Source organism: Glaciimonas sp. PAMC28666, from assembly GCF_016917355.1.
Lineage (GTDB): Bacteria > Pseudomonadota > Gammaproteobacteria > Burkholderiales > Burkholderiaceae_D > Glaciimonas.
This window is the reverse complement of sequence record NZ_CP070304.1, coordinates 4,080,943-4,101,625: the sequence shown is the minus strand read 5'-3', so window position 1 is coordinate 4,101,625 and position 20,683 is coordinate 4,080,943. Positions and strand designations below refer to the sequence as shown.

Here is a 20,683-nt window from a genome sequence, read left to right as displayed (position 1 = left end):
ACATGACGCATCTAAAAGATCTTCCATTTTCCGCTCTCCAATTTTACGCAACGGCGCCGTACGCTTGCAGCTATCTGGATGGTCGTCAGGCCCGTTCTTTGGTGGCAACTCCTTCCCATCTGATTAACGCAGACGTCTATTCGGAACTGGTCAAAAATGGCTTTCGGCGCAGCGGAATTTTCACCTATCGCCCCTGTTGTGACGGCTGCCACGCCTGCACCCCGGTGCGCACGCTGGTCGACGAATTCGTCCCGAACCGCAGTCAGCGTCGGGCATGGGAAAAGCATCACCAATTGATCGGTCTGGTGACCAATCTCGCCTACGTGCACGAGCATTACGAACTTTATCTGCGCTATCAAATTTCACGTCATGCCGGTGGCGGCATGGATCAGGACAGTCGCGATCAATACGCACAATTTTTGCTGCAAAGCAAAGTCAATACCCGCCTGGTTGAGTTTCGCGAACCGGATGGTACCCTGCGGATGGTCAGCATCATTGACGTACTTAACGACGGACTGTCTTCCGTATATACATTTTATGATCCGGACGTCATCGGTGCATCTTTTGGCACTTACGGGATTTTATGGCAGATTAAACAAGCGCAACAACTCGATATGCCGTACGTGTATCTGGGCTATTGGATCAGGGACAGCGTTAAAATGGCCTACAAAATAAATTACAGGCCGCTTGAAGCGCTGCGGGAAAATGAATGGCGTACGTTAGAATAGCGCGATACACTGCCTTCGCCGCCGCCAGCTAACAAATTGGCGCTATCTCTGCTCTGGCCGCCGGACCTGCCAATAGAGCCCATACAACCGTTACCGTTCAACTACCGTGCCTTCCAAACTCTTGTATCAACTTGCCCGCCCCGCCCTATTTTCCCTGGATCCAGAAGCTGCCCATCATCTGACGATGGCCGCACTACGGCGAGCGCAGTCAATGGGACTTACCGCGCTATTTCCAAAACCGGCGCCGGACCCACGTGTCGTCATGGGTATCACATTCCCAAATCCGATCGGTCTGGCTGCAGGACTTGATAAAGACGGTGCCACGATTGACGGCCTTGCTGCCCTTGGATTCGGCTCGATTGAAATCGGCACCGTAACGCCGAAAGCGCAACCGGGCAATCCACGTCCACGTATGTTTCGCCTCCCGGCGGCCAACGCCGTCATCAATCGCATGGGATTCAACAACGGTGGCGTGGAAGCCTTCATCAGGAATGTGCAATCGTCGAAGTTTTATCAGGAGCGTACCGGCGTACTCGGCTTGAACATCGGCAAAAATGCTTCAACACCAATTGAAAATGCCGCCGATGATTACCTCTTTTGCCTGGAAAAAGTCTATCCCTACGCAACCTACGTCACGGTTAACATCTCCTCACCGAACACCAAAAATCTACGTCAATTGCAAGGCGCATCCGAACTCGACGCCCTCTTGTCGCAACTCAAGCAAGCGCAACAGAAGCTGGCCGATCAACACAAACGTTACGTCCCTGTAGTCTTAAAAATCGCACCGGACATCGACGCGGAACAAGTTAAAACCATCGCCGATGCTTTGCTCCGACACAAAATGGATGGTGTCATCGCGACGAATACCACCATCACGCGTGACGCGGTGAAAGGCCTTGCACACGAAAATGAGGCAGGTGGTCTGTCGGGTGCACCGGTGTTTGAATTGTCTAATACAGTCGTACGACAACTGCGTTCCGAGTTAGGCAACACGATCCCGATCATTGGTGTAGGCGGTATTTTAAGCGGTGCCGATGCCCAAACTAAAATGACCGCAGGGGCAGCATTGGTACAGCTGTACAGCGGACTGATTTATCGTGGGCCAGCCCTGGTGCGCGAATGTGCAAACGCGTTAAGGAAAGTTTAGTTAAAGCGCTGAACATTGCGCGGAATCTTTTTAACACAATTAAAGCGATCAAACCATCAACCATCAGCGTGTCATGGCACGTCGTAACAGGAAGCTGATTCCGTCGACCGCTGCGACCATGAGCAGCATGGCAACAATCACGCTGGCTGCCTGCTGCATCTGAAACAGCGACAGATGGTACTTCAGCATCTGTCCCAAACCACCGGCGCCGACCACCCCCAATATCGCCGCTGCGCGAATATTGTTTTCCCACCTGTATAGGGTGTAAGACATCATCTGCGGTAAGGTCTGGGGCATCGTGGCATATAAAAATGCGGGGATCGCACGAACGCCGTTGAGTCTTAGGGTGTCCTCGGGCAACGATGAAGTATTTTCATAAGCATCGGCAAATAAGCGACCAAGTACGCCCGAGGTATGGGCCGCCAGGGCCAGCGTACCGGCAAACGGTCCCAGCCCAGCCGAAATCAAAAGAATCGAGGCCCAGACCAGCTCCGGGATTGATCGCAGCACATTTAACAGCGTGCGCGTCGCAGCGCGGGCAGCGTCACCGAAACGGCCACTGCCAACCAATCCCAATCCGACGCCGGCAATCGCCGCCAGTACCGTGCCAAGCGCCGACATTGACAGCGTTTCTGCTGTGCCGATCGCAATTTTCTTTAAAAAGGAGACTGACAAATCGGGTGGCGCAAAGCCGTGTAAAAATTCCCCCGTGGTCCGCACCGCCTCTTGCGTAAAAAAGGCGCTCCAGCTTAAGGAGAGCGAAAGAAAACTGGCAACAATCAAGGCCAATAAGCCGCACAATAGCGCCACCGTTGAAAAACGCCAATGTGATGGTTGCGGCAATGTATTGGATAACTTTTGGTCGGAAGACTCATGGCTATGCGCAGCTCCTCTCATTCAAGCCTCCCGCGCAACATTTTGCTGACGCCGTCGGCTCCGGCGACCAACAACACAAAGACCAGCAGCATTGTCGATAATTCGTCTCCGGCCATCATTTTCATCGATTCGTCCATCCGCTGACCAAGGCCGCCTGCGCCGACAAATCCCATCACCACCGAGCCGCGGATCGCACATTCCCAACGATAAACGGTGTAACTTACCAGTTCAGCAGCTGATTCCGGCAGCGCACCATATAACAGCGCGCTCAAACGTCCGCTGCCATTTTTGAGCAGCGTATCGGACGCATGGGAATCGGATGATTCAAGTATTTCGGCGTAAACCTTTCCTAGCATTCCTGAATACGTCAGCGCAATCGCAATCACGCCAGCAGTCGGCCCGAGACCCACAATTCGCACTAATAATAAGGCCCATACCAGTTCCGGCACACTGCGTAACAATACTAGCAACCAACGCACGATTTGGCGAACGGACTGCGCCAGCAAACCCATGCGCCCGGTACCGATGCGGGAAATCGATAAATGCGCGGTCACTACCATTGTCATCGGAATGGCTACCAGCATCGCCAATGCCATCCCGACCGTTGCCATGGCGACGGTTTCCCATGTGGCACCGACCACCATTTTCAAAAATGCCAGTGAATGGGCCGGAGGTACAAAACTCGCCAGAAATTTCCCTGTTGCGCTCAGACTTTGCGCATCAAGTAATGTCCATGGTTTGAATTCGCTGAGACTTAACATCGGCCACAGGAGCAGGAGCGCCACAACGGTGATGACGACCCGCCCTCGCCATGCAGGATCGCGGCATGAATCGCGGGCTGGATCGCGGCCCGGTTCACTCACGTGTCCCCCGTTTTGTTGCGTTGAAATCGCTGTTTGTCTTCGCATGACTTGACTTAGCAACGCGGTACAAGTGCAGCTGGGACCAACGCAGATATCGCCGTGGAATGATCGTCATGCTGCGATCCAAAGTCGGCTATATTTGGCGCTTCTTCACCGCTCACGGGATTTATCGCATCGATCTTTTCGCCGGCGTGCCGATAAAGTGCATCGATCATTGCTTCGGTCACCTTGTCGCGCGCTGCATCGAATACGATATGTCCGTCTCGCAGGCCAACAATACGCGGAAAATGTGCTCGGGCCAGTGCCACCTGATGCAAACTACAAAGCAGCGTTGCACCCCGCGCGCTAGCTTCCTGCTGTAACACCGCCAGAGTCTGTAGCGACAGTGCTGGATCTAACGCGGATAAGGGCTCATCCACCAAAAATAACTCGGCTCGACTAATCAGCAACCGTGCGATACCGCAGCGCTGGCGCTCCCCGCCGGATAAGCGGTCGACCCGCGCATACAATTTATCCTGCAGATGCAGCCGGGCCAGAGCCTTGAATGCTGCGACTGGTTCAACCGGTTTAATTAACGACCTTATCGCCCGCCACACGCTCCATTGCGGCAATAAACCCGCCAACACTGCGCTCACTACACGCTGGCGCGGCGGCAATGGGGGTGTTTGCGGTGCCAGAAAAAGACGCCCACGCATTGCATGCCGGTCTGGGCTGCTCAATTGCCATGGGTCGCTACCCAGCAGGGTAAAACCTCCCTGCTCTGGTTTCAGTGCACACGCCAAGGTATGCAGCAACGTTGTCTTACCGGCACCGGATGGCCCTATCAGCGCGATTTGCTCGCCCTTTTCGACAGACAGCGTCAGGTCATGCAATGCCAATGTGGCGCCAATGGCGCGCGGGTGACGGACAGACAAGTTGGTTAAGGAAAGTATCATGCAAAAAAAACTTAAAATAAAAAGGTCACACTGAAGTCATGCAAAGGTAAGCCGGGCGACGGTTTTACTTCAACAACCCGGCGTTACGGGCCGCAGCCTCGATAGAAGTGTAATTCTCTGCTTTGGTTGGCACAAAACGCGTGGTGCGCTGCAAATCCAAAATTTCTTTGTCTTGTGGATTATCTTTGTTCAGTGCCAAAAATGCGTCAGTCAATTTTTGACGCACGACTGGATTCATATCCGAACGCACGCTCCAGTTGTAGTCGTAATATCCGGGCGTAGTATAAAATACACGCACCACTTTTGGATCAACTTTGCCTTCTGAAACAAGTTTTTCCCATACAGAGATATTTAGCGCACCCGCATCCACTTTTCCGCCAGCGACCGCAGCAACAGTCGCGTCATGGGCACCAGAAAAAGCAATCCGCTTCATATCAACATCAGGATTGATGTGTGCCGCGAGCAAATAAAAGCGCGGCATCAAATGACCGGACGTGGATGACTCTGAACCGAACGTAAAATTCTTACCTTTTAAATCTTCCAGTTTGGTAATCGACTTATTAGTCGTCACAAAAACCGATTTAAATTTTTGATCTTCTTCACGCTGAACGATCGGAATCACTTTACCGCCACTGCGCGCATTTGCCTGCACGAAAGTAAATCCGCCGAACCAGACCATGTCAAGTTTGTTATTGATCAAACCTTCAACCGACGCTGCGTAGTCAGTTACCGGCGTGAATTCAACCTTCATATTCAGCTTTTTCTCCAGGTAAGCCCCGAGCGGTTTGAACTTGCGTTGCAATTCGGTCGGTGCTTCGTCCGGAATCGCCGATACACGCAACACCTGCTGCGCATACACCAACCCTGTGACGCTCAGCGAAACTACGGCAACCGCGCTTGCTAACAGTGCTCTGAAATTGGACAACGAAGAAAGACGGATCATGAGGCGGCCTTATTTTTTTGGTTAAAGTAAATTTTCTGACAATTATGATTGGGAAGGTTGTGGGTCAAGCCAATACATTGATTCCAGCGGGTCCCGCTTGCATCTCACCTACAACAGCCGCCTCGCCAAAGCCGTCCCGATGAAAAATTGCCAATACAGCATCGACTGCCTCGGGCGCACAAGACACCAACAGGCCACCCGAAGTCTGGGGATCTGATAACAGCGCTTTTTGCACTGAAGTGATGGATTCGCTTAGATTGACTTCATGGCCATAACCATCCCAGTTACGTCCTGATGCACCAGTAATATAGCCCCGCTCTGCCAATTGCCGCACGTCTGGCAGTAAAGGAATCTGATGCATGTTGAGCCTCGCCGTGAGTTTGGCTGCACGCGCCAGTTCCAGCAAATGTCCTAACAGGCCGAAACCGGTCACATCGGTCAGCGCATGAACCCCCGCCAGGTCGGAGAGAAGTTTACCCGGCTTATTCAGTTTGGTGGTGTTTTCGATCAATGCGGCATAGCCTTGTGCGTTCAGAGCGTCTTTTTTCAACGCTGCGGAAAGTATGCCTACCCCAATCGGTTTACCCAAAATGATCTTGTCACCCGCTTTTGCGCCAGCATTACGCTTGACCTTGGATGGATGGACTAAACCCAGCACCACCAGGCCGTAGATCGGTTCGACAGAATCAATCGTATGACCGCCTGCAATCGGAATGCCGGCTTCAGCACAAATTGATTCGCCGCCTTTCAGAATCTTACCGATTACTTCAATTGGTAATTTATCGATTGGCATACCGACCAACGCGAGCGCCATGATCGGCGTTCCGCCCATGGCATACACGTCGGAGATCGCGTTGGTAGCAGCGATGCGACCGAAATCATAAGGATCGTCAACAATAGGCATGAAAAAATCGGTAGTAGCGATCAGCGCTTGCTCGTCATTCAGTTTGTAGACGGCAGCATCGTCAGCCGTTTCGATTCCCACCATGAGTTCCTTGGGCACCGCGAAGCCGGTGGAGTTTTTGAGAATCTCTGCGAGTACCCCCGGCGCAATTTTGCAGCCGCACCCACCGCCGTGAGAAAACGACGTCAGTTTGATGGTCGGCGCGAGGGCGAACGGAAGGTTTGTGACAGCGTTGTCGGTAATGTTATCGGTCATAGTGGTCCTGGCAGTAAGTGTTCTGCTTTTAAGTGTGTTACTTGCGTCATTGGATCGGCAAATATTAAGACGAACTCATGCATTAACATTCAGCATCAATGGCATCAATGGAATCAACATCGGACATCAATATCGCGCATTGGTCCATGGTCATCAAGTCGCCTGGTGCAACGTTCGCGCGGCATTCAAAAAAGCCTCGTCCGAAATATCCGGCAACTCTAATAACTGCGCTTCTCCAAACTGGCCGAAATTACGCTTGATCGATTGCAAGTAAGCGGGATCATAATGCTTCACCAATAACGCCTCGACCAATTCTTGCATAGCGCCATCAATTGCCATCTTTTGCCAGCTACCAATCGTCTCTCGGCCATGTAACGCAGTCAGACAACTAAGTTGCGTATTCAACAAGGCCGGATCCGCGACAAAATGCAAGTAATCGTCCATCAACAACTTGACCCGGTCGGAGTGTGCGAGCGCGAGCGCTATACAGCGAGATCCGCGAATTTTTTCCATTAGCGTATCCGGCACCCGCAAATTACCGACTTTTTTGCTCTCGGACTCAACAAACACTGGCAACGCAGGATCAAACTGACGGAGTAGGTTCCAGATGCTACTCTCAAATGCTTTTTGCGATGGCTGCGGCGTGGTGGGTAAATTTCCAAGCACTGAACCGCGATGGGCTGCGAGTTGCTCTAAGTCGAGAACTTGTGCACCTTGCGCTGCCAACACCTGCAATAAACGACTTTTGCCACTGCCAGTCGGTCCGCACACCACGGTGTAAGACAGACGCGACGCGTGTTCTGCCAAGGTGGCACTGACGTGTCGCCGATATTCTTTATATCCGCCATCCAATTGAATCACCGGCCAACCTATTTTTGCCAGTATGTGCGACATCGCACCACTTCTGTTGCCGCCCCGCCAGCAGTAAATCAGCGGCTTCCAATCCTTCGGCTTATCAATAAACAACGCTTCGATGTGATCGGCGACATTTCTGGCAATCAGCATTGCACCTAACTTTTTAGCCTCAAAAGTATTGACCTGCTTATACATCGTACCAACGCGCACTCTTTGGGCATCGTCCAGCACAGGGCAATTAATCGCGCCAGGAATATGGTCTTCAGCAAACTCAGACGGGCTGCGGGCGTCGATAATCGCATCAAATTCACCTAGTCGCGGCAGAATCTCGGTAAAAGGAAGAAGGGCTGGATACTTCATGTAGCGCTTTTTTTCCGTAGCATAATGGGGTCACGGTGGTTATCTGGCATGGTCTGGTGTCTGGAAAGTCGTATCTGAAAAAAATTAAGCTATTTGCCAAGCGATGACGAACAAAAAATGCATAAACCGATCGCCTTAATCATATTCTGTGCCCGCAGTATACAGTCTCTCGGGGCGACTGCGAGTACGACGCCAGCGGGTACGAAAAATCATCTCTAAATGATTAATAAAACAACCATCGCAGCGAACGTGCCCGAACAATACGGACGCACAGAATGTCTATTACACTTAAGGCCTGTCGGATTTTAGCCGCCCAACCTTACAAACGATGCTCTCCCCGAAAGCGACTATCCCATGCAAGTAAGACGACGTAATTTCATAAAAGCGATGTTAACGACGGCTATCACCGGCACCGCCTCAGTCGTCGGCATCAGCGCTTCGAACACAGCTAGCGCCGCCTATAACGTTTGGACCAATGATTACACGTTGCCATTAACCGTTTTACAACGTGCGATTGAACAACAATTCCCAAAAACGCTGCAGTACGCGCAGGTATTTGAAGTCCATTTAAGCAACCCCCGCCTGACGATGAATGTTGCGGATAATCGCATTGTTACCTTGCTAAACTTAAAGGTCATCAGCAATCTTCTGCTAGCGACGCCATTGAATGGGACAATTACCCTCAGCAGTCGCTTGAAATATGATTCGCCTACCAAAGCAATTCGGCTTGATGCCCCGAGCGTTGATAAGATCGATGTCGGCGGTATAGGCGCACAATACGGTCAACAACTCAACGCGATGGGCGCGGTCGTGGCCGAGCAGGTTTTAAACAATTATCCCATTTATACATTCAAGCCGGAAGAATTGCGAATAGGGCAAAAGACATTTGAGCCGGGCACTATCACCATGCGAACAGACAGCATCGTCGTTCAGGTTCAAGAAACTTGATCGGAGGCGATGCGTCCGGACAGAGCATTCCCGTAATTTTTTGCACATACTCACACATGCTCGCTCATCACTTAACCAAGCGACAGCCGCACACCACGCGGCAAGTGCACATTGAAAGGTACAACATGACAACGCCAATGAAGATAGATTTTGTGTCCGATGTTTCATGCCCATGGTGCGTGATTGGATTGAATTCGCTACAAGAGGCGATCCTCCGTTTGGGTGATGAGATCGCTGTCGACATCCATTTTCAGCCCTTCGAGCTCAATCCGCAGATGGCTGTTGAAGGACAGGATATCAATGAACATCTGATCGAAAAATACGGATCAACGCCGGAACAGCGCGAGCAGAGCAGCAACATGCTCCGCGAACGCGGTGCACAAGGTGGCTTTATTTTTAATATGGATCAGCGCGGTCGCATCTATAACACCTTTAATGCGCATCGTTTGCTACATTGGGCCGAACTGGAAGGTAAACAGATGGCACTCAAGCGGGCTTTGTTCGCGGCCTATTTCACCGATGGCAAAAATCCGAGTGACCCTGGCGTGTTGGTAGCATTAGCCGAATCCGTGGGCCTGAATAGCGAAAGAGCCAGAGAAATTTTATCGTCGGACACGTTCGCGACAGAAGTACGGGCGCAAGAACGCCTCTATCTCGACAACGGAATTCATTCAGTCCCGGCGGTAATCATCAATGAACGTTACCTGATTCAAGGAGGCCAGCCAGCGGACGAATTCGAACGGGTGTTGCGAGAAATCGCCGTTGCCGTCTGAGGCAACCTCTACTGCGTCAAGCGAGGTTAATTGCTTGCGATGACCAGTAAGATTCGGTGCCGCATCTGACGGTTCGATGTGCACCTTTTACATCCCGCATGCCGACCCGGTGCATTGAAGTCAACTGGAAGGCAGGCACACGCAAAAACTTCTTTTCAGCCGTGATACCCATTCATCCAGACAATGGGAGCAATTAACCCTTGCGTGAAAACTTAGCGGTCAACTGATTGAGCTTCTCGGCCCGTTGCTGTGCTTCGACTTCAGCCACGCGCGCCGCTTCTTCTGCGATACGCTGGGCCTTGCGGTGGTCAGCATTTTTCTTGAAACGCTCACGCAAAATCTCGGAAGCGTGGGTGCGGTGAACATCCGTGACCGCGTCTGAAGTATTGCCGTCCAGATCAAATCTGACTGTCGCTTTTTCCATTCCCTTGAGGTAACGCAACGAATTGACATGCATTCCCAACGCCATCCGCATCACCTTGCGATTGAGTTCAGGGCAACGCGCGATCAGTTGTTTGTCGATACCAATCGCCAACGGCATATATTCGCGAAAAGCAGCAAATTTTTCTTGTAAATCCTTGAGCAAAATACGAGCATTTTGAGCGGGAGCAAGAGTGACAGGAGTGATTGAATCGGAGGCAATATCAGGGACGGGGCTAAGAGTGGGGCTGGGCATATTTTCTGAAAGCAAAAAGACATTTATATTTTCAAGCGCCTAAGGATATCACGGAGAAGCACTTTCTAACGATTTCAGCTGCTTTTCTGCCACAGTCGGTATATCCGCAGAGCAACCTGGGCGTCGTCGGCAGCATAGAGGATCTGGCGGTCCGACAGTGGGGAATTAGACCAATTACTGGTAGATGTCTTCTTGGACTTTCTTAAACGCTGGCCAAAAAACCGGGCCACTGCGCTTTTGGCGCCGACATCATTACGGCTTTCGTGACGCAATGCACGGGATAAATCCAGAATATGGACAGACGTAATCCCCAATTTTTGTTGCAAACGCTTCACATCATCGCGCAGCCCGAACCCCACCTTCAAAATGTGTGGCGATTCGAGTACCGTTTTCAATACCTTTTGATATGCAGGACTGACATGCCCCCGCCCTATCGGAAATAAGAAAACGGCGTCTCCCGCAGCCAGCTGAATGAGATGTGGACCGTCCGATAACTCGCCCTTGTTAAAGGTCGGTTTAGACTCGGTATCGAAGCCGATCACATCGGTCGCCATCATCGCCGCAAGCGCCAGCGCCGCGTCATGCGCCGACTGAATCACCCTCACTGATGCAAGCGCAATCCCTTCGTAGGCGGGCAGCAAGGCCGGAATTAAGTCTGGGGAGTCCGCCTCCAGCGGCTTGATCGCCATGTTTACGTCGTCAATGGACATGCGCAAAATTTCTATTTTGTGGTTTATATGCATCCGATTATACGTGGAGACGTCATCGAAGCCGGGTTGACCCGACCACTTTATCAAATAACGTTATCAAAAAAGAAATATACGGAAAATTATGGATTTTACTCAAAATCGCCACCACAACGGACCTGCTAACCTTGCGATGAATAAAGATGGCGGTTGGATCGGATCGCCCAGATTAGACTTTCTCAATGCGTTTCTGATTGAAGGGCTTCAAGAATATCCGCCCGCTTCAACTGCGGCGCAAACTGGAGAATAAAATCCATCGTATATGAGCGTAGATATGCCCCGCGTCTAACCGCAAGCCGCGTCACATTAGGAGCGAACAAATGTGCAACCTCCAATGTTTGCAGTCCGTTTTGACGGGTATGTTCGGATGCCATTCCTGCGACGATTCCAACCCCCAGTTCAAGTGAGACATATTGCTGAATCACGTCGGAATCCATCGCCGTCAACACGATGTCAGGCGTGATTCCCGCGGCACGAAACGCGGCATCGATATGCCCGCGCCCGGTAAATCCGACATCGTAAGTAATCAATGGATACGCCGCCAGATCGCTTAAGCTGATCGGCCGCTGCACCAATAATAACGGGTGGTGTTGCGGCACAACGACCACGTGGCTCCATTCATAACATGGAAACGAGATCAGTTCTTTAAATTGTGACAAGCCTTCCGTTGCGATTCCCACATCGGCCTTGCCTGAAATGACCCATTCGGCAATGTGTTCGGGTGAGCTTTGTTGCAAGGCGATTCGGACATCCGGAAAACGGGCGCGAAAGCCCTGTACCACCCTTGGCAACGCATAACGCGCCTGTGTATGTGTTGCGGCGATAGTCAGGGTACCGGTGGTTTCCCCGGAATATTCCTTGCTGGCCTGACGTAAATTTTCGGCTTCCTGCAATAGCTTTTCAACTATCTGCAAAATCCCCTTACCAGGATCGGTCAGACCGATCAATCGCTTGCCGTTGCGCACAAAAATATCGACGCCTAACTCTTCTTCCAACTCGCGAATCTGCCGACTGACGCCGGGTTGCGAGGTGAACAGGACGTTCGCGACTTCGGTTAAGTTAAAGCCGCAACGTGCCGCTTCCCGGATCGATCTTAATTGTTGAAAATTCATCTGGCATCCTGGTTATTATGAGAAGGTTGGTTCACGAAAACATGCAAGCGACGCGGACGCACTACCAGTGTTTCGCCCTCTTTTAAATCAAGTCGTCTGAAACGTTCTGCGGAAATAACAGCTTCAATCAGCTCTGCATTATCATCACGTTCCAACTCTAATTGGGCCAACGGACCAATCGCGTGCGCCCGTTTGAGCTGCACCACGATGCCTTCCGCACCCGCGGTATAACGGTCGATATCGAGATCATGTGGGCGCACATAGCCAATTCCGGCGACATCATCTGCTTCGGCGTGATTTGGTGCATCAAAACGCTGTCCACCGGTATCCAGTACGCCTTGATTGACGCGACCGTGGAACAAATTAACGTTCCCCAAAAATCCATACACAAAAGGCGACGCAGGATGTTCATACACCTCCTGCGGTGAACCGATTTGTTCAACAGTTCCTTTGTTCATCAGGACGATTTGATCTGCTACTTCTAACGCCTCTTCCTGATCGTGCGTCACGAAAATACTGGTCACGTGCAATTCATCGTGAAGCCGCCTTAACCAACGTCGCAACTCCTTCCGCACTTTCGCATCCAACGCGCCGAAAGGCTCATCCAGTAACAATACCCGTGGCTCGACCGCCAGGGCACGGGCCAGTGCAATCCGTTGACGCTGGCCGCCGGACAACTGCGGCGGATAGCGATCCGCCAACCAGTCCAGTTGCACCAACTCAAGCAATTGTTTAACTTTTTCGCGGATCACGGTTTCCGATGGTCTGAGCGCGCGTGGCTTGACCCGAAGGCCAAAGGCGATATTTTCAAAAACCGTCATGTGTTTGAACAACGCGTAATGCTGAAACACGAAACCAACCTGACGTTCGCGCACATGGCTGGCCGAAGCATCCTCGCCATCCAATAACACCTGACCGGAATCCTGACCTTCCAACCCGGCAATAATCCGCAACAGCGTTGTTTTACCACAGCCCGACGGGCCTAAAAGTGCCGTTAACTCGCCGGTCGGAAAGTTTAGGGAGACATTGTTCAGCGCTGTAAATTGACCGAATTTTTTATTGATATTGTTGACTTCAATGCCCATGGCATTCTCCTGATAATGTCGTCTGCATCATGGGTGGACCACTGCGCTGTTGGCGTTCACACCGGAAGTCTCATCCCGCAAACGCCATTCAATAAAGGACTTCAGTGCTAATGTGACCAACGCCAGAAATGCCAGCAGTGAGGCGACCGCGAACGCCGCCTGAAAGTTATATTCGTTATACAAAATTTCGACTTGCAAAGGAATGGTGTTGGTCTCGCCCCGAATGTGTCCGGATACCACCGACACCGCGCCAAACTCACCCATGGCCCGTGCATTGCACAGGATCACGCCGTATAGCAAGCCCCATTTGATATTCGGTAAAGTCACGTACCAGAAAGTTTTCCAGCCGGATGCGCCGAGCACCAATGCAGCCTCTTCTTCCTCGCTGCCTTGCGCCTGCATCAGCGGGATCAATTCACGCGCCACAAATGGGAACGTAACGAATACTGTCGCCAGTACGATGCCGGGCACAGCAAATAAAATCTTGATGTCATGATCGCGCAACCACGGCCCAAACCAGCCTTGCGCACCGAACAGCAGCACATAGATCAAACCGGAGATTACCGGCGATACGGAAAAGGGCAAATCGATCAGTGTCAATAAGATGTTCTTGCCGCGGAAGTCAAACTTGGCGATGACCCAAGAGGCAGAAACACCAAACACAAGATTGAGAGGAACCGCAATCACCGCGGTTAATAAAGTCAGCTTGATAGCGCTTACTGCATCCGGTTCTATGATCGCGGCAATGTAGGCTTCCCAGCCTTTTTTAAAGGCCTCGACAAACACGGAAACCAACGGTACGACTAAAAAAAACGTCAAAAATAGCAATGCCACCGTGAATAGCACAGACCGCACCCAAAATGGCTCTTGCGTTGCGTGCGGCACGTGAATTGGCTCACCCTTGGCATGCAGCGTAACCACACCTTTTTTACGGGAGGCAGTGGGTGCGGCGCTCACTGCAGGATTGTCATTTAATGGAATGGCACTCATAGCGACTTAAACTTTCTCTTAAACTTTTTCCGATTGACCACGCTTGCGGGCCCAGGCCTGCAAAACATTAATCGTCAACAGCATCAAAAAAGAAGCCGTCAACATCACCACGGCGATCGCGGTCGCACCGGTGTAGTCGTATTGTTCCAATTTTGTGATAATAAATAAGGGTGTGATTTCAGAGACCATCGGCATATTGCCAGCAATAAAAATGACGGAGCCATATTCCCCCGTGGCGCGCGCGAAAGCTAAGGCAAAGCCGGTCATCAACGCCGGTAATACGGTGGGGAAAATGACTCTGGCAAAGGTCTGCCAGTTATTGGCACCAAGACTTGCGGCGGCCTCCTCTAACTCGCGCTCGGCATCCTCCAGTACCGGCTGCACCGTGCGCACCACAAACGGCAAACCAATAAACGTCAACGCCACCAATATTCCCAAAGGCGTAAAAGCCACCTTTATCCCTAACGGTTCCAGATAACGACCAAACCAGCCATTGGCGGAATATAAGGCCGTCAGAGCGATACCGGCGACCGCAGTCGGCAACGCAAACGGCAGATCAACCAACGCATCAATCAGTTTTTTACCCGGAAATGAATAGCGGACCAGCACCCAAGCCACGATACCGCCAAATACGACGTTCAACAGCGCGGCCAACAGCGATACGCCGAATGTCAACCGATAAGACGCCATCACTCTAGGCGATGTCACGGCGAGCACAAAGTCCGCCCAGCTCATCGTGAACGTCTTGAGAAATACCGCTGATAGCGGAATCAACACAATCAACGCTAAATAAAATAGCGTGACACCGAGGGACAGGCGAAACCCCGGCATTACCCGGAAAGGCGTGGCAGATTTAAGCGAATGTGGGGCAGATAAAGTGGCTTGACCGGGCATGAAATCAGTTCCTTATTACAAATACAGCTAACGAACGAGGATATTCGCATCTGTTTGTTATAAAGCGAACTAACTTTTTTGCATGTTGATAGACTGATTTCGCATAAGCAATGCTGTAACGCAAAATCGACCGCCGAAGGTCCCGGAAAAATGGCCTATTTGCAGGACACGGTGGCGTTACGCGCCACCTCAACCATGGTGAGTGACGACCATAGTTTGAATTAATTTATTTTAGATGTTTTATCGGCACCGGCGGTTTGAACCAACCGCTCCAATAAAGCTTGCCCATCAACCCAGTCACCGAGCTGCGAATCCGCGTTAATGTGCCCAAGAGCGCCTGCATCAATATACTCAGATCCCCATAATTTCGCCCATTTGACCGTTTCGCTGGCCTCCATCCACGGGTCATTCTGACTGCCCACTACGATCGATGGAAATGGCAAACTGGCACGCAGTTCTGCGCTTATCCCAAACTTTTCCGGGTCTGCGGGTGCTACCAGCAAAGCACCGGCGACGCGCTCTTTTATAAGCGGAACGTGCGCTAACGTGCTATGAATCGTCGTCAGGCATCCAAAACTATGGGCTATTAGTAATATTGGTCTGTCCACCGGCATTTTTTGAAATAATCCTTCCTGCAGACGTTGTGACCATCTTTGCAAATCTGGGCGATCCCATTGTTCCTGTTCGATCCGCACGCATGTTGGAAACAGATGTTGCCAGCGAGATTGCCAATGTTGCGGTCCGCTGTTATCTAACCCCGGTACGATCAATACCCGGAAATCCGACAATGACTGGGATAACGATATGTTCTGCATAATTAAGGGGCATCCCACGGGGCAACCCATTTAAAGGGGGGCTTGCTGCGACGGCGAAGCCATCGCTGACTGATTTACCCGAACGGATGCTGAAAACACACCCAACGAAGCTTGCGGCCGATCCCAGAAGAATCCTTGACCCGCAATTCGTGCGCCGGTCAAAACAAAGGATTGTTCGGCCAGTTTTTGCACACTTTCAAAATCCCGCAGTTTTTCAAGGCGCTTAAAAATAACCCGAATCCCACGCTTTTGAGTGATTTCGAGCAAACGTTGGGTTTCAGCGTCGTTGATTAAACCCCGCCCATCAATCTTGAGGACATCTGGTCGGACCCGTTCCAGCAAACCATGCGCCTGCGCCACGGTATCGGCATTCACTGCGAGTCGGAATTGATTGCGTCGATAATTGTCGAGAACATAGTTTAATAACCAACTTTGTGTCGACGTAATCGTTGGCAACTGCAGCACGATATTTTCATGCGGCAATCCCAGTAATCTCAAAATTCGACGAAATGCCATGCCATGATTACTATCGACAGCCGCCAACAGGCGCGCATGCACGCTGAGGTAGAGATCGGCATTTTGGGGAGATTGTTCGGCCTCGCTGCCCTCCTTTGACTGGCGGTAGAAATTGATCGAATGTAGCATTCGGCATAGGCGGTCCAGTTCAATCGACTCGTCGTCGCTGGCAGCATGGTCGAGAAGCTTCCATAAGTACAACCCATTGTCATTCGGCGAGTAGCTATGTGCAAAACCTTCATAACCGACAATTTTGTGGGTGTCCTTATGAGCTTCCGAAATATCAATACTGTCGGTGCTGGTCGGACTGTTCACATCCTCTCTACTCACTGCAATCTGACGAATCGGCTGGAAAACGCTCGTCAGGGTCGTGTTGAAATAAGTACCCTGCACACGGCCGTCAGAGTCCAGCCAGACGCGATTCGCCGGATTTCGGCTCATTAATTCGGCATCGTCTGACTGTTCTGACGAAGTTGCTTTGGGCAACGTGGTTTCCTGCAAGCGCGCCAAATAGTGTTCCAGAGCGGGAAATAACATGGTCAGCCTATATTTTTAAATCTTTAAATTTTCGCGATGGATACTTCTGTGGCTTTTACCAATGCCACTACTTCAGTACCGATAACAAGGCCCAAATCTTTGACTGATCGGGTCGTGATCACAGAGGTCACTATTCCTGCGGGAGTTTCTACATCAATTTCGGAAACGACAGTGCCCTCGATGATTGCTTTAATGCGACCTTTAAATTGATTGCGTACATTGATGGCTTGGATTGACATGGTATTTCCTATGGATAATTTAATTGGGTGACGGCTAACGGGAAATTCGTAAGGAATGTTGCTATCTAAAGCAACGACAACCTTAACTTCAACTTCAACCCCGTGATTTCTACAGATTACTAAACACTAGGATAATTTTCCAATCGATACTTCAGTCGCTTTAATCAACGCGACAACTTCCGACCCGACGACTAGCCCCAGGTCTTTAACCGAACGGGTTGTGATGACGGACGATACGATGCCAATCGGGGTTTCTATGTCTAGACCTGAGAGGACCTCGTCTTCGACGATACTGATAATTTTTCCTCTAAATTGATTCCGAACATTGATTGCTTGAATACTCATGATGCCTCCTGGGCGTTGAAAGTACGGGTAACGCGTTAAGTACGGATGTGGTTCGGCCTAAATGGCCCAACTAACCTGGCTTACGGTGCGCAGCAAAGAGATATCTCCCAATGTCGCATCGGTTTCAGGGGCTGGATGTTTTAATACCCGCGCGAGAATTTTTTCTTCCAGTTGGGCAAATAGTAAGTTGCCGCGTGCCCGTGGACGCGGCAAATCAATGCGTTCGTCGAGCGTGATTTCACCTTCTTCGATGAGCAGAACACGGTCAGCCAGCGCGATTGCTTCCTGCACATCATGGGTGACCAACACGGCGGTGAAGCCGCTGCCCTGCCATAACGATTCGATCAGATGCTGCATTTCAATCCGTGTCAACGCGTCGAGTGCACCTAGCGGTTCATCCAGCAATAACAGTTCAGGGTCATGCACCAACGCTCTCGCTAAAGCGACACGCTGTCGTTGCCCACCGGACAATACCGCAGGCCATTCTTGTGCGCGATCTTCGAGCCCGACCTGCCGCAATGCATTGCCAGCGGTCACCGCCGACAACTTTGCCGGTAAGCCTAATGCAACGTTGTTTAATACCTTTTTCCAGGGAAGAAGACGGGAGTCCTGAAACATAATGCGAATTTCCGGCGCTTGTTCAGCTTTGCGTCCGGCCCCGAACTGAATTTCGCCAGAGGACTCACTCTCCAAGCCTGCGATTAATCGCAAAAGCGTACTTTTTCCGCAACCACTGCGCCCTACAATCGCCACAAACTCGCCGGCCCCGATTTCAACGTCCAATGATTTCAAGACTTCCCGACCGGCGTAGGATTTCGATACCGCCTGGATGGCGATACCAATCCCGCGTCCCGACCTCGCACCGTGCTGCGCGACGGCCTTTACGTGAGCATTTTCAACAGGATCAATTTGCATATTCAACTCCATTGCAGTGTTAATTTTTTGGGCGTCGTGTCATTGATATCCGGGATGCCAGCGCAGCCAGTAGCGCTCTAATCCCCGCGCCAGCATGTCTGCCAGTTTCCCTAACAAGGCGTACAAAAGAATGCCTACCAGCACAACGTCGGTCTGTAAAAATTCACGAGCATTCATGGTCATGTAGCCTATGCCAGCCTGTGCAGAAATCGTTTCCGCGACAATCAGCAGCACCCAGACCAGTCCCAGAGAAAATCGAACGCCGACCAGAATCGATGGCAATGCCCCCGGCAAGATAACGTCCCGATACAACGGCCAACCCGACAGGCCGTAACTCTTAGCCATCTCGATTAATCCTTTGTCAACCGAGCGGATGCCATGAAAAGTATTTAAATAGATTGGAAAAAATACGCCAATTGAAACCAGAAACAATTTTGATGACTCATCAATTCCGAACCACAAGATGACCAGCGGAATCAGTGCCAACGCAGGAATATTGCGCACCATCTGAATCGTTGTATCCAGGAGTGTTTCGGCGGTCTTAAAAGTTCCGGTCAGCAAACCTAACAGCAAACCACAACCACCGCCAACCACAAAACCTGAGATTGCCCGCCAAGCACTGACCGACACGTGCTTCCATAGCTCGCCGGACAGTGCCAACGACCATGCCGCGCGCCCGACGGCGAATGGCTCTGGCAAAATACGGCTGGAAAGCCAGCCAACCCTCGCCGCCAGTTCCCACCCGGCAATCAGCAAAATCGGTACTAGCCACTGCATTAGCGCCGCGCGCCACGCTGTCGCACGTGTGCCAATGGCCTTCCGCTGTTTTGGACGGATTCTGGCATTGGTGAATCGCGGCGCGACTGACTGATTAATAACGGTGCTCATCATTATTTCCTTCCATCCATTGGATGTGCGGTGATCCTTTGTACTGATAAAGTCGTGTGTTGACGTGGAGGCCGACCACAGTTCTGAATACTTTGATCGAGCTGCCTGCTCAACATGCATTCAGCCATTTCAGTTATCGCGTATTACTGGACGTTTCTCGAGTGATTTGCGCTTGCGGGAACAAATTGTTCGCCATCACTTCCCCAAACGGCCCACTCAAAGAGTGCTCGCCATCAGCGGCATGGCCTTTCCCTAACAACGGAAATATCAACTCGGCAAATCGGTACGATTCCTCCAGATGCGGATAGCCAGAAAAAATAAACGTATCGATTCCCAGTGCTTCGTATTCTTTCATGCGCTCAACGACTGTTGCAGCATCGCCCACTAAGGCCGTTCCGGCTCCCCCGCGCACCAAGCCGACGCCGGCCCATAAATTGGGCGACACTTCAAGCTTGTCACGCTTGCCGCCATGCAGCGCTGCCATTCGGCGCTGCCCTTCAGAGTCCATCTTCGAGAACGCGGCTTGCGCCCGCGATATAACATCATCATCCACATAACTAATGAGTTCTTCAGCTGCTTTCCAGGCAGCCTCGTTGGTCTCGCGGACAATCACGTGCAGACGAATGCCGAAGCGCACGGTGCGACCGTATTTGGCGGCCCGAGCACGCATATCAGCGATTTTTTCTGCTACCGCTGCCGGCGGTTCGCCCCACGTCAGATAAACGTCCACTTGCTCCGCTGCCAGTTCGTGTGCGGGGGCCGATGAACCACCGAAATACAATGGCGGATAGGGCTTTTGAACCGGCGGATACAGGGTTTTTGCACCTTTTACGGTGATATGCTTGCCATTGAAATTGTATCCTTCAGCGCCGCCCTCACCCGCCATCGCGGCACGCCAGACGCGCAGAAATTCGTCCGAAATTTCGTAGCGTTCGGTATGCTCAGCAAATACGCCATCGGCTTCCAACTCGCCTTGATCACCACCGGTCACGACATTGATCAAAAGACGACCGTTGGATAGTCGGTCAAATGTCGAAGCCATCCTTACCGCCAAGCCCGGACTGCTGAGACCGGGACGAATCGCCACCAGGAATTTAAGTTTTTGCGTCGCCCCAATAAGACTGGAGGCGACCACCCAGGCGTCTTCGCAAGAGCGTCCGGTCGGCAATAGCACGCCGTCATACCCAAGCGTATCGGCAGCAACTGCCACTTGTTTCATATAATCGTAATTGACCGGACGGGCACCTTGGGTAGTACCAAGATAACGACTATCACCGTGCGTTGGGATAAACCAGAAAACGTTCATTGCAGATTCCGTATTAAAAATACAAACTGATG

The 20,683-nt window shown here is 51.4% G+C and carries 23 protein-coding genes; 4 read left to right on the top strand and 19 right to left on the bottom strand.

All coding sequences use genetic code 11. The features are described from left to right. Window positions 1–2 precede the first annotated feature (2 nt). Both JQN73_RS17425 and JQN73_RS17420 read left to right on the top strand, forming a co-directional pair. A complete protein-coding gene (locus JQN73_RS17425; RefSeq protein WP_205320240.1) occupies window positions 3–728 on the top strand; it encodes an arginyltransferase in 726 nt (241 codons plus the stop codon). Window positions 729–834: 106 nt separating this feature from the next. Beyond that, window positions 835–1,875, top strand: a complete 1,041-nt coding sequence (locus JQN73_RS17420; protein WP_205320239.1) for a quinone-dependent dihydroorotate dehydrogenase — start codon at window positions 835–837, stop codon at window positions 1,873–1,875. A 63-nt stretch (window positions 1,876–1,938) separates the two neighbouring features. Here the strand turns inward: JQN73_RS17420 and phnE are convergent, their stop codons facing one another. The 6 genes from phnE to mnmH all read right to left on the bottom strand — a co-directional run bounded on the left by phnE (window position 1,939) and on the right by mnmH (window position 7,866). Further along, the gene (gene phnE, locus JQN73_RS17415; RefSeq protein ID WP_205320238.1) at window positions 1,939–2,772 is read right to left on the bottom strand and encodes a phosphonate ABC transporter, permease protein PhnE; all 834 of its coding nucleotides are present in this window, start codon (window positions 2,770–2,772) and stop codon (window positions 1,939–1,941) included. After that, window positions 2,769–3,659: an ABC transporter permease gene (locus tag JQN73_RS17410; RefSeq protein WP_205320237.1), complete on the bottom strand. Its 891-nt coding sequence runs from the start codon at window positions 3,657–3,659 to the stop codon at window positions 2,769–2,771. The genes phnE and JQN73_RS17410 overlap by 4 nt, the downstream gene beginning before the upstream one ends. 8 nt (window positions 3,660–3,667) lie before the next feature. Next, complete coding sequence (locus JQN73_RS17405) at window positions 3,668–4,549, bottom strand: phosphonate ABC transporter ATP-binding protein (protein ID WP_205320236.1); 882 nt, start codon at window positions 4,547–4,549, stop codon at window positions 3,668–3,670. Between the two features lie 64 nt (window positions 4,550–4,613). Further along, window positions 4,614–5,492 carry a putative selenate ABC transporter substrate-binding protein gene (locus JQN73_RS17400; protein WP_205320235.1) on the bottom strand — a complete coding sequence of 293 codons (879 nt, stop codon included), beginning with the start codon at window positions 5,490–5,492 and terminating at the stop codon, window positions 4,614–4,616. 64 nt (window positions 5,493–5,556) lie between these two features. Next, window positions 5,557–6,651 carry a selenide, water dikinase SelD gene (gene selD / locus JQN73_RS17395; protein ID WP_205320234.1) on the bottom strand — a complete coding sequence of 365 codons (1,095 nt, stop codon included), beginning with the start codon at window positions 6,649–6,651 and terminating at the stop codon, window positions 5,557–5,559. Window positions 6,652–6,804: 153 nt separating this feature from the next. Then, window positions 6,805–7,866 carry a tRNA 2-selenouridine(34) synthase MnmH gene (gene mnmH / locus JQN73_RS17390; protein ID WP_205320233.1) on the bottom strand — a complete coding sequence of 354 codons (1,062 nt, stop codon included), beginning with the start codon at window positions 7,864–7,866 and terminating at the stop codon, window positions 6,805–6,807. A 354-nt stretch (window positions 7,867–8,220) separates the two neighbouring features. Between mnmH and JQN73_RS17385 the strand changes: the two genes are divergently transcribed. After that, on the top strand, window positions 8,221–8,814 hold the full coding sequence (locus tag JQN73_RS17385; protein ID WP_205320232.1) for a DUF1439 domain-containing protein: 594 nt from the start codon (window positions 8,221–8,223) through the stop codon (window positions 8,812–8,814). Between the two features lie 125 nt (window positions 8,815–8,939). Next, window positions 8,940–9,587 (top strand): DsbA family oxidoreductase, encoded by a 648-nt coding sequence (locus JQN73_RS17380; protein WP_205320231.1) that lies wholly within the window; start codon window positions 8,940–8,942, stop codon window positions 9,585–9,587. Between the two features lie 193 nt (window positions 9,588–9,780). Here JQN73_RS17380 and JQN73_RS17375 read toward each other — a convergent pair whose 3' ends face one another. The 13 genes from JQN73_RS17375 to ssuD all read right to left on the bottom strand — a co-directional run bounded on the left by JQN73_RS17375 (window position 9,781) and on the right by ssuD (window position 20,651). Then, window positions 9,781–10,263: a ProQ/FINO family protein gene (locus tag JQN73_RS17375; RefSeq protein WP_205320230.1), complete on the bottom strand. Its 483-nt coding sequence runs from the start codon at window positions 10,261–10,263 to the stop codon at window positions 9,781–9,783. Between the two features lie 74 nt (window positions 10,264–10,337). Next, the gene (locus JQN73_RS17370) at window positions 10,338–10,973 is read right to left on the bottom strand and encodes a 3'-5' exonuclease (protein WP_240162312.1); all 636 of its coding nucleotides are present in this window, start codon (window positions 10,971–10,973) and stop codon (window positions 10,338–10,340) included. 215 nt (window positions 10,974–11,188) lie between these two features. Beyond that, window positions 11,189–12,121 (bottom strand): CysB family HTH-type transcriptional regulator, encoded by a 933-nt coding sequence (locus tag JQN73_RS17365; protein WP_205320229.1) that lies wholly within the window; start codon window positions 12,119–12,121, stop codon window positions 11,189–11,191. Beyond that, the gene (locus tag JQN73_RS17360; protein WP_205320228.1) at window positions 12,118–13,206 is read right to left on the bottom strand and encodes a sulfate/molybdate ABC transporter ATP-binding protein; all 1,089 of its coding nucleotides are present in this window, start codon (window positions 13,204–13,206) and stop codon (window positions 12,118–12,120) included. The genes JQN73_RS17365 and JQN73_RS17360 overlap by 4 nt, the downstream gene beginning before the upstream one ends. A gap of 27 nt (window positions 13,207–13,233) precedes the next feature. Beyond that, window positions 13,234–14,196, bottom strand: a complete 963-nt coding sequence (gene cysW / locus JQN73_RS17355) for a sulfate ABC transporter permease subunit CysW (protein ID WP_205320227.1) — start codon at window positions 14,194–14,196, stop codon at window positions 13,234–13,236. 18 nt (window positions 14,197–14,214) lie between these two features. Continuing rightward, window positions 14,215–15,090, bottom strand: coding sequence for a sulfate ABC transporter permease subunit CysT (cysT, locus tag JQN73_RS17350; protein WP_205320226.1), 876 nt, complete (start codon window positions 15,088–15,090; stop codon window positions 14,215–14,217). A gap of 221 nt (window positions 15,091–15,311) precedes the next feature. Continuing rightward, complete coding sequence (locus tag JQN73_RS17345) at window positions 15,312–15,905, bottom strand: alpha/beta hydrolase (protein ID WP_205320225.1); 594 nt, start codon at window positions 15,903–15,905, stop codon at window positions 15,312–15,314. A gap of 30 nt (window positions 15,906–15,935) precedes the next feature. After that, window positions 15,936–16,958 carry an EAL domain-containing protein gene (locus tag JQN73_RS17340; RefSeq protein WP_205320224.1) on the bottom strand — a complete coding sequence of 341 codons (1,023 nt, stop codon included), beginning with the start codon at window positions 16,956–16,958 and terminating at the stop codon, window positions 15,936–15,938. 23 nt (window positions 16,959–16,981) lie between these two features. After that, complete coding sequence (locus JQN73_RS17335) at window positions 16,982–17,197, bottom strand: molybdopterin-binding protein (RefSeq protein WP_108442330.1); 216 nt, start codon at window positions 17,195–17,197, stop codon at window positions 16,982–16,984. 126 nt (window positions 17,198–17,323) lie between these two features. Then, window positions 17,324–17,542, bottom strand: coding sequence for a molybdopterin-binding protein (locus tag JQN73_RS17330; RefSeq protein WP_205320223.1), 219 nt, complete (start codon window positions 17,540–17,542; stop codon window positions 17,324–17,326). A gap of 57 nt (window positions 17,543–17,599) precedes the next feature. Next, a complete protein-coding gene (locus JQN73_RS17325; RefSeq protein ID WP_205320222.1) occupies window positions 17,600–18,457 on the bottom strand; it encodes an ATP-binding cassette domain-containing protein in 858 nt (285 codons plus the stop codon). 39 nt (window positions 18,458–18,496) lie between these two features. Then, window positions 18,497–19,348, bottom strand: a complete 852-nt coding sequence (gene ssuC / locus JQN73_RS17320; protein WP_255542190.1) for an aliphatic sulfonate ABC transporter permease SsuC — start codon at window positions 19,346–19,348, stop codon at window positions 18,497–18,499. A gap of 130 nt (window positions 19,349–19,478) precedes the next feature. Further along, window positions 19,479–20,651 (bottom strand): FMNH2-dependent alkanesulfonate monooxygenase, encoded by a 1,173-nt coding sequence (gene ssuD, locus JQN73_RS17315; RefSeq protein ID WP_205320221.1) that lies wholly within the window; start codon window positions 20,649–20,651, stop codon window positions 19,479–19,481. Window positions 20,652–20,683: the final 32 nt, after the last annotated feature.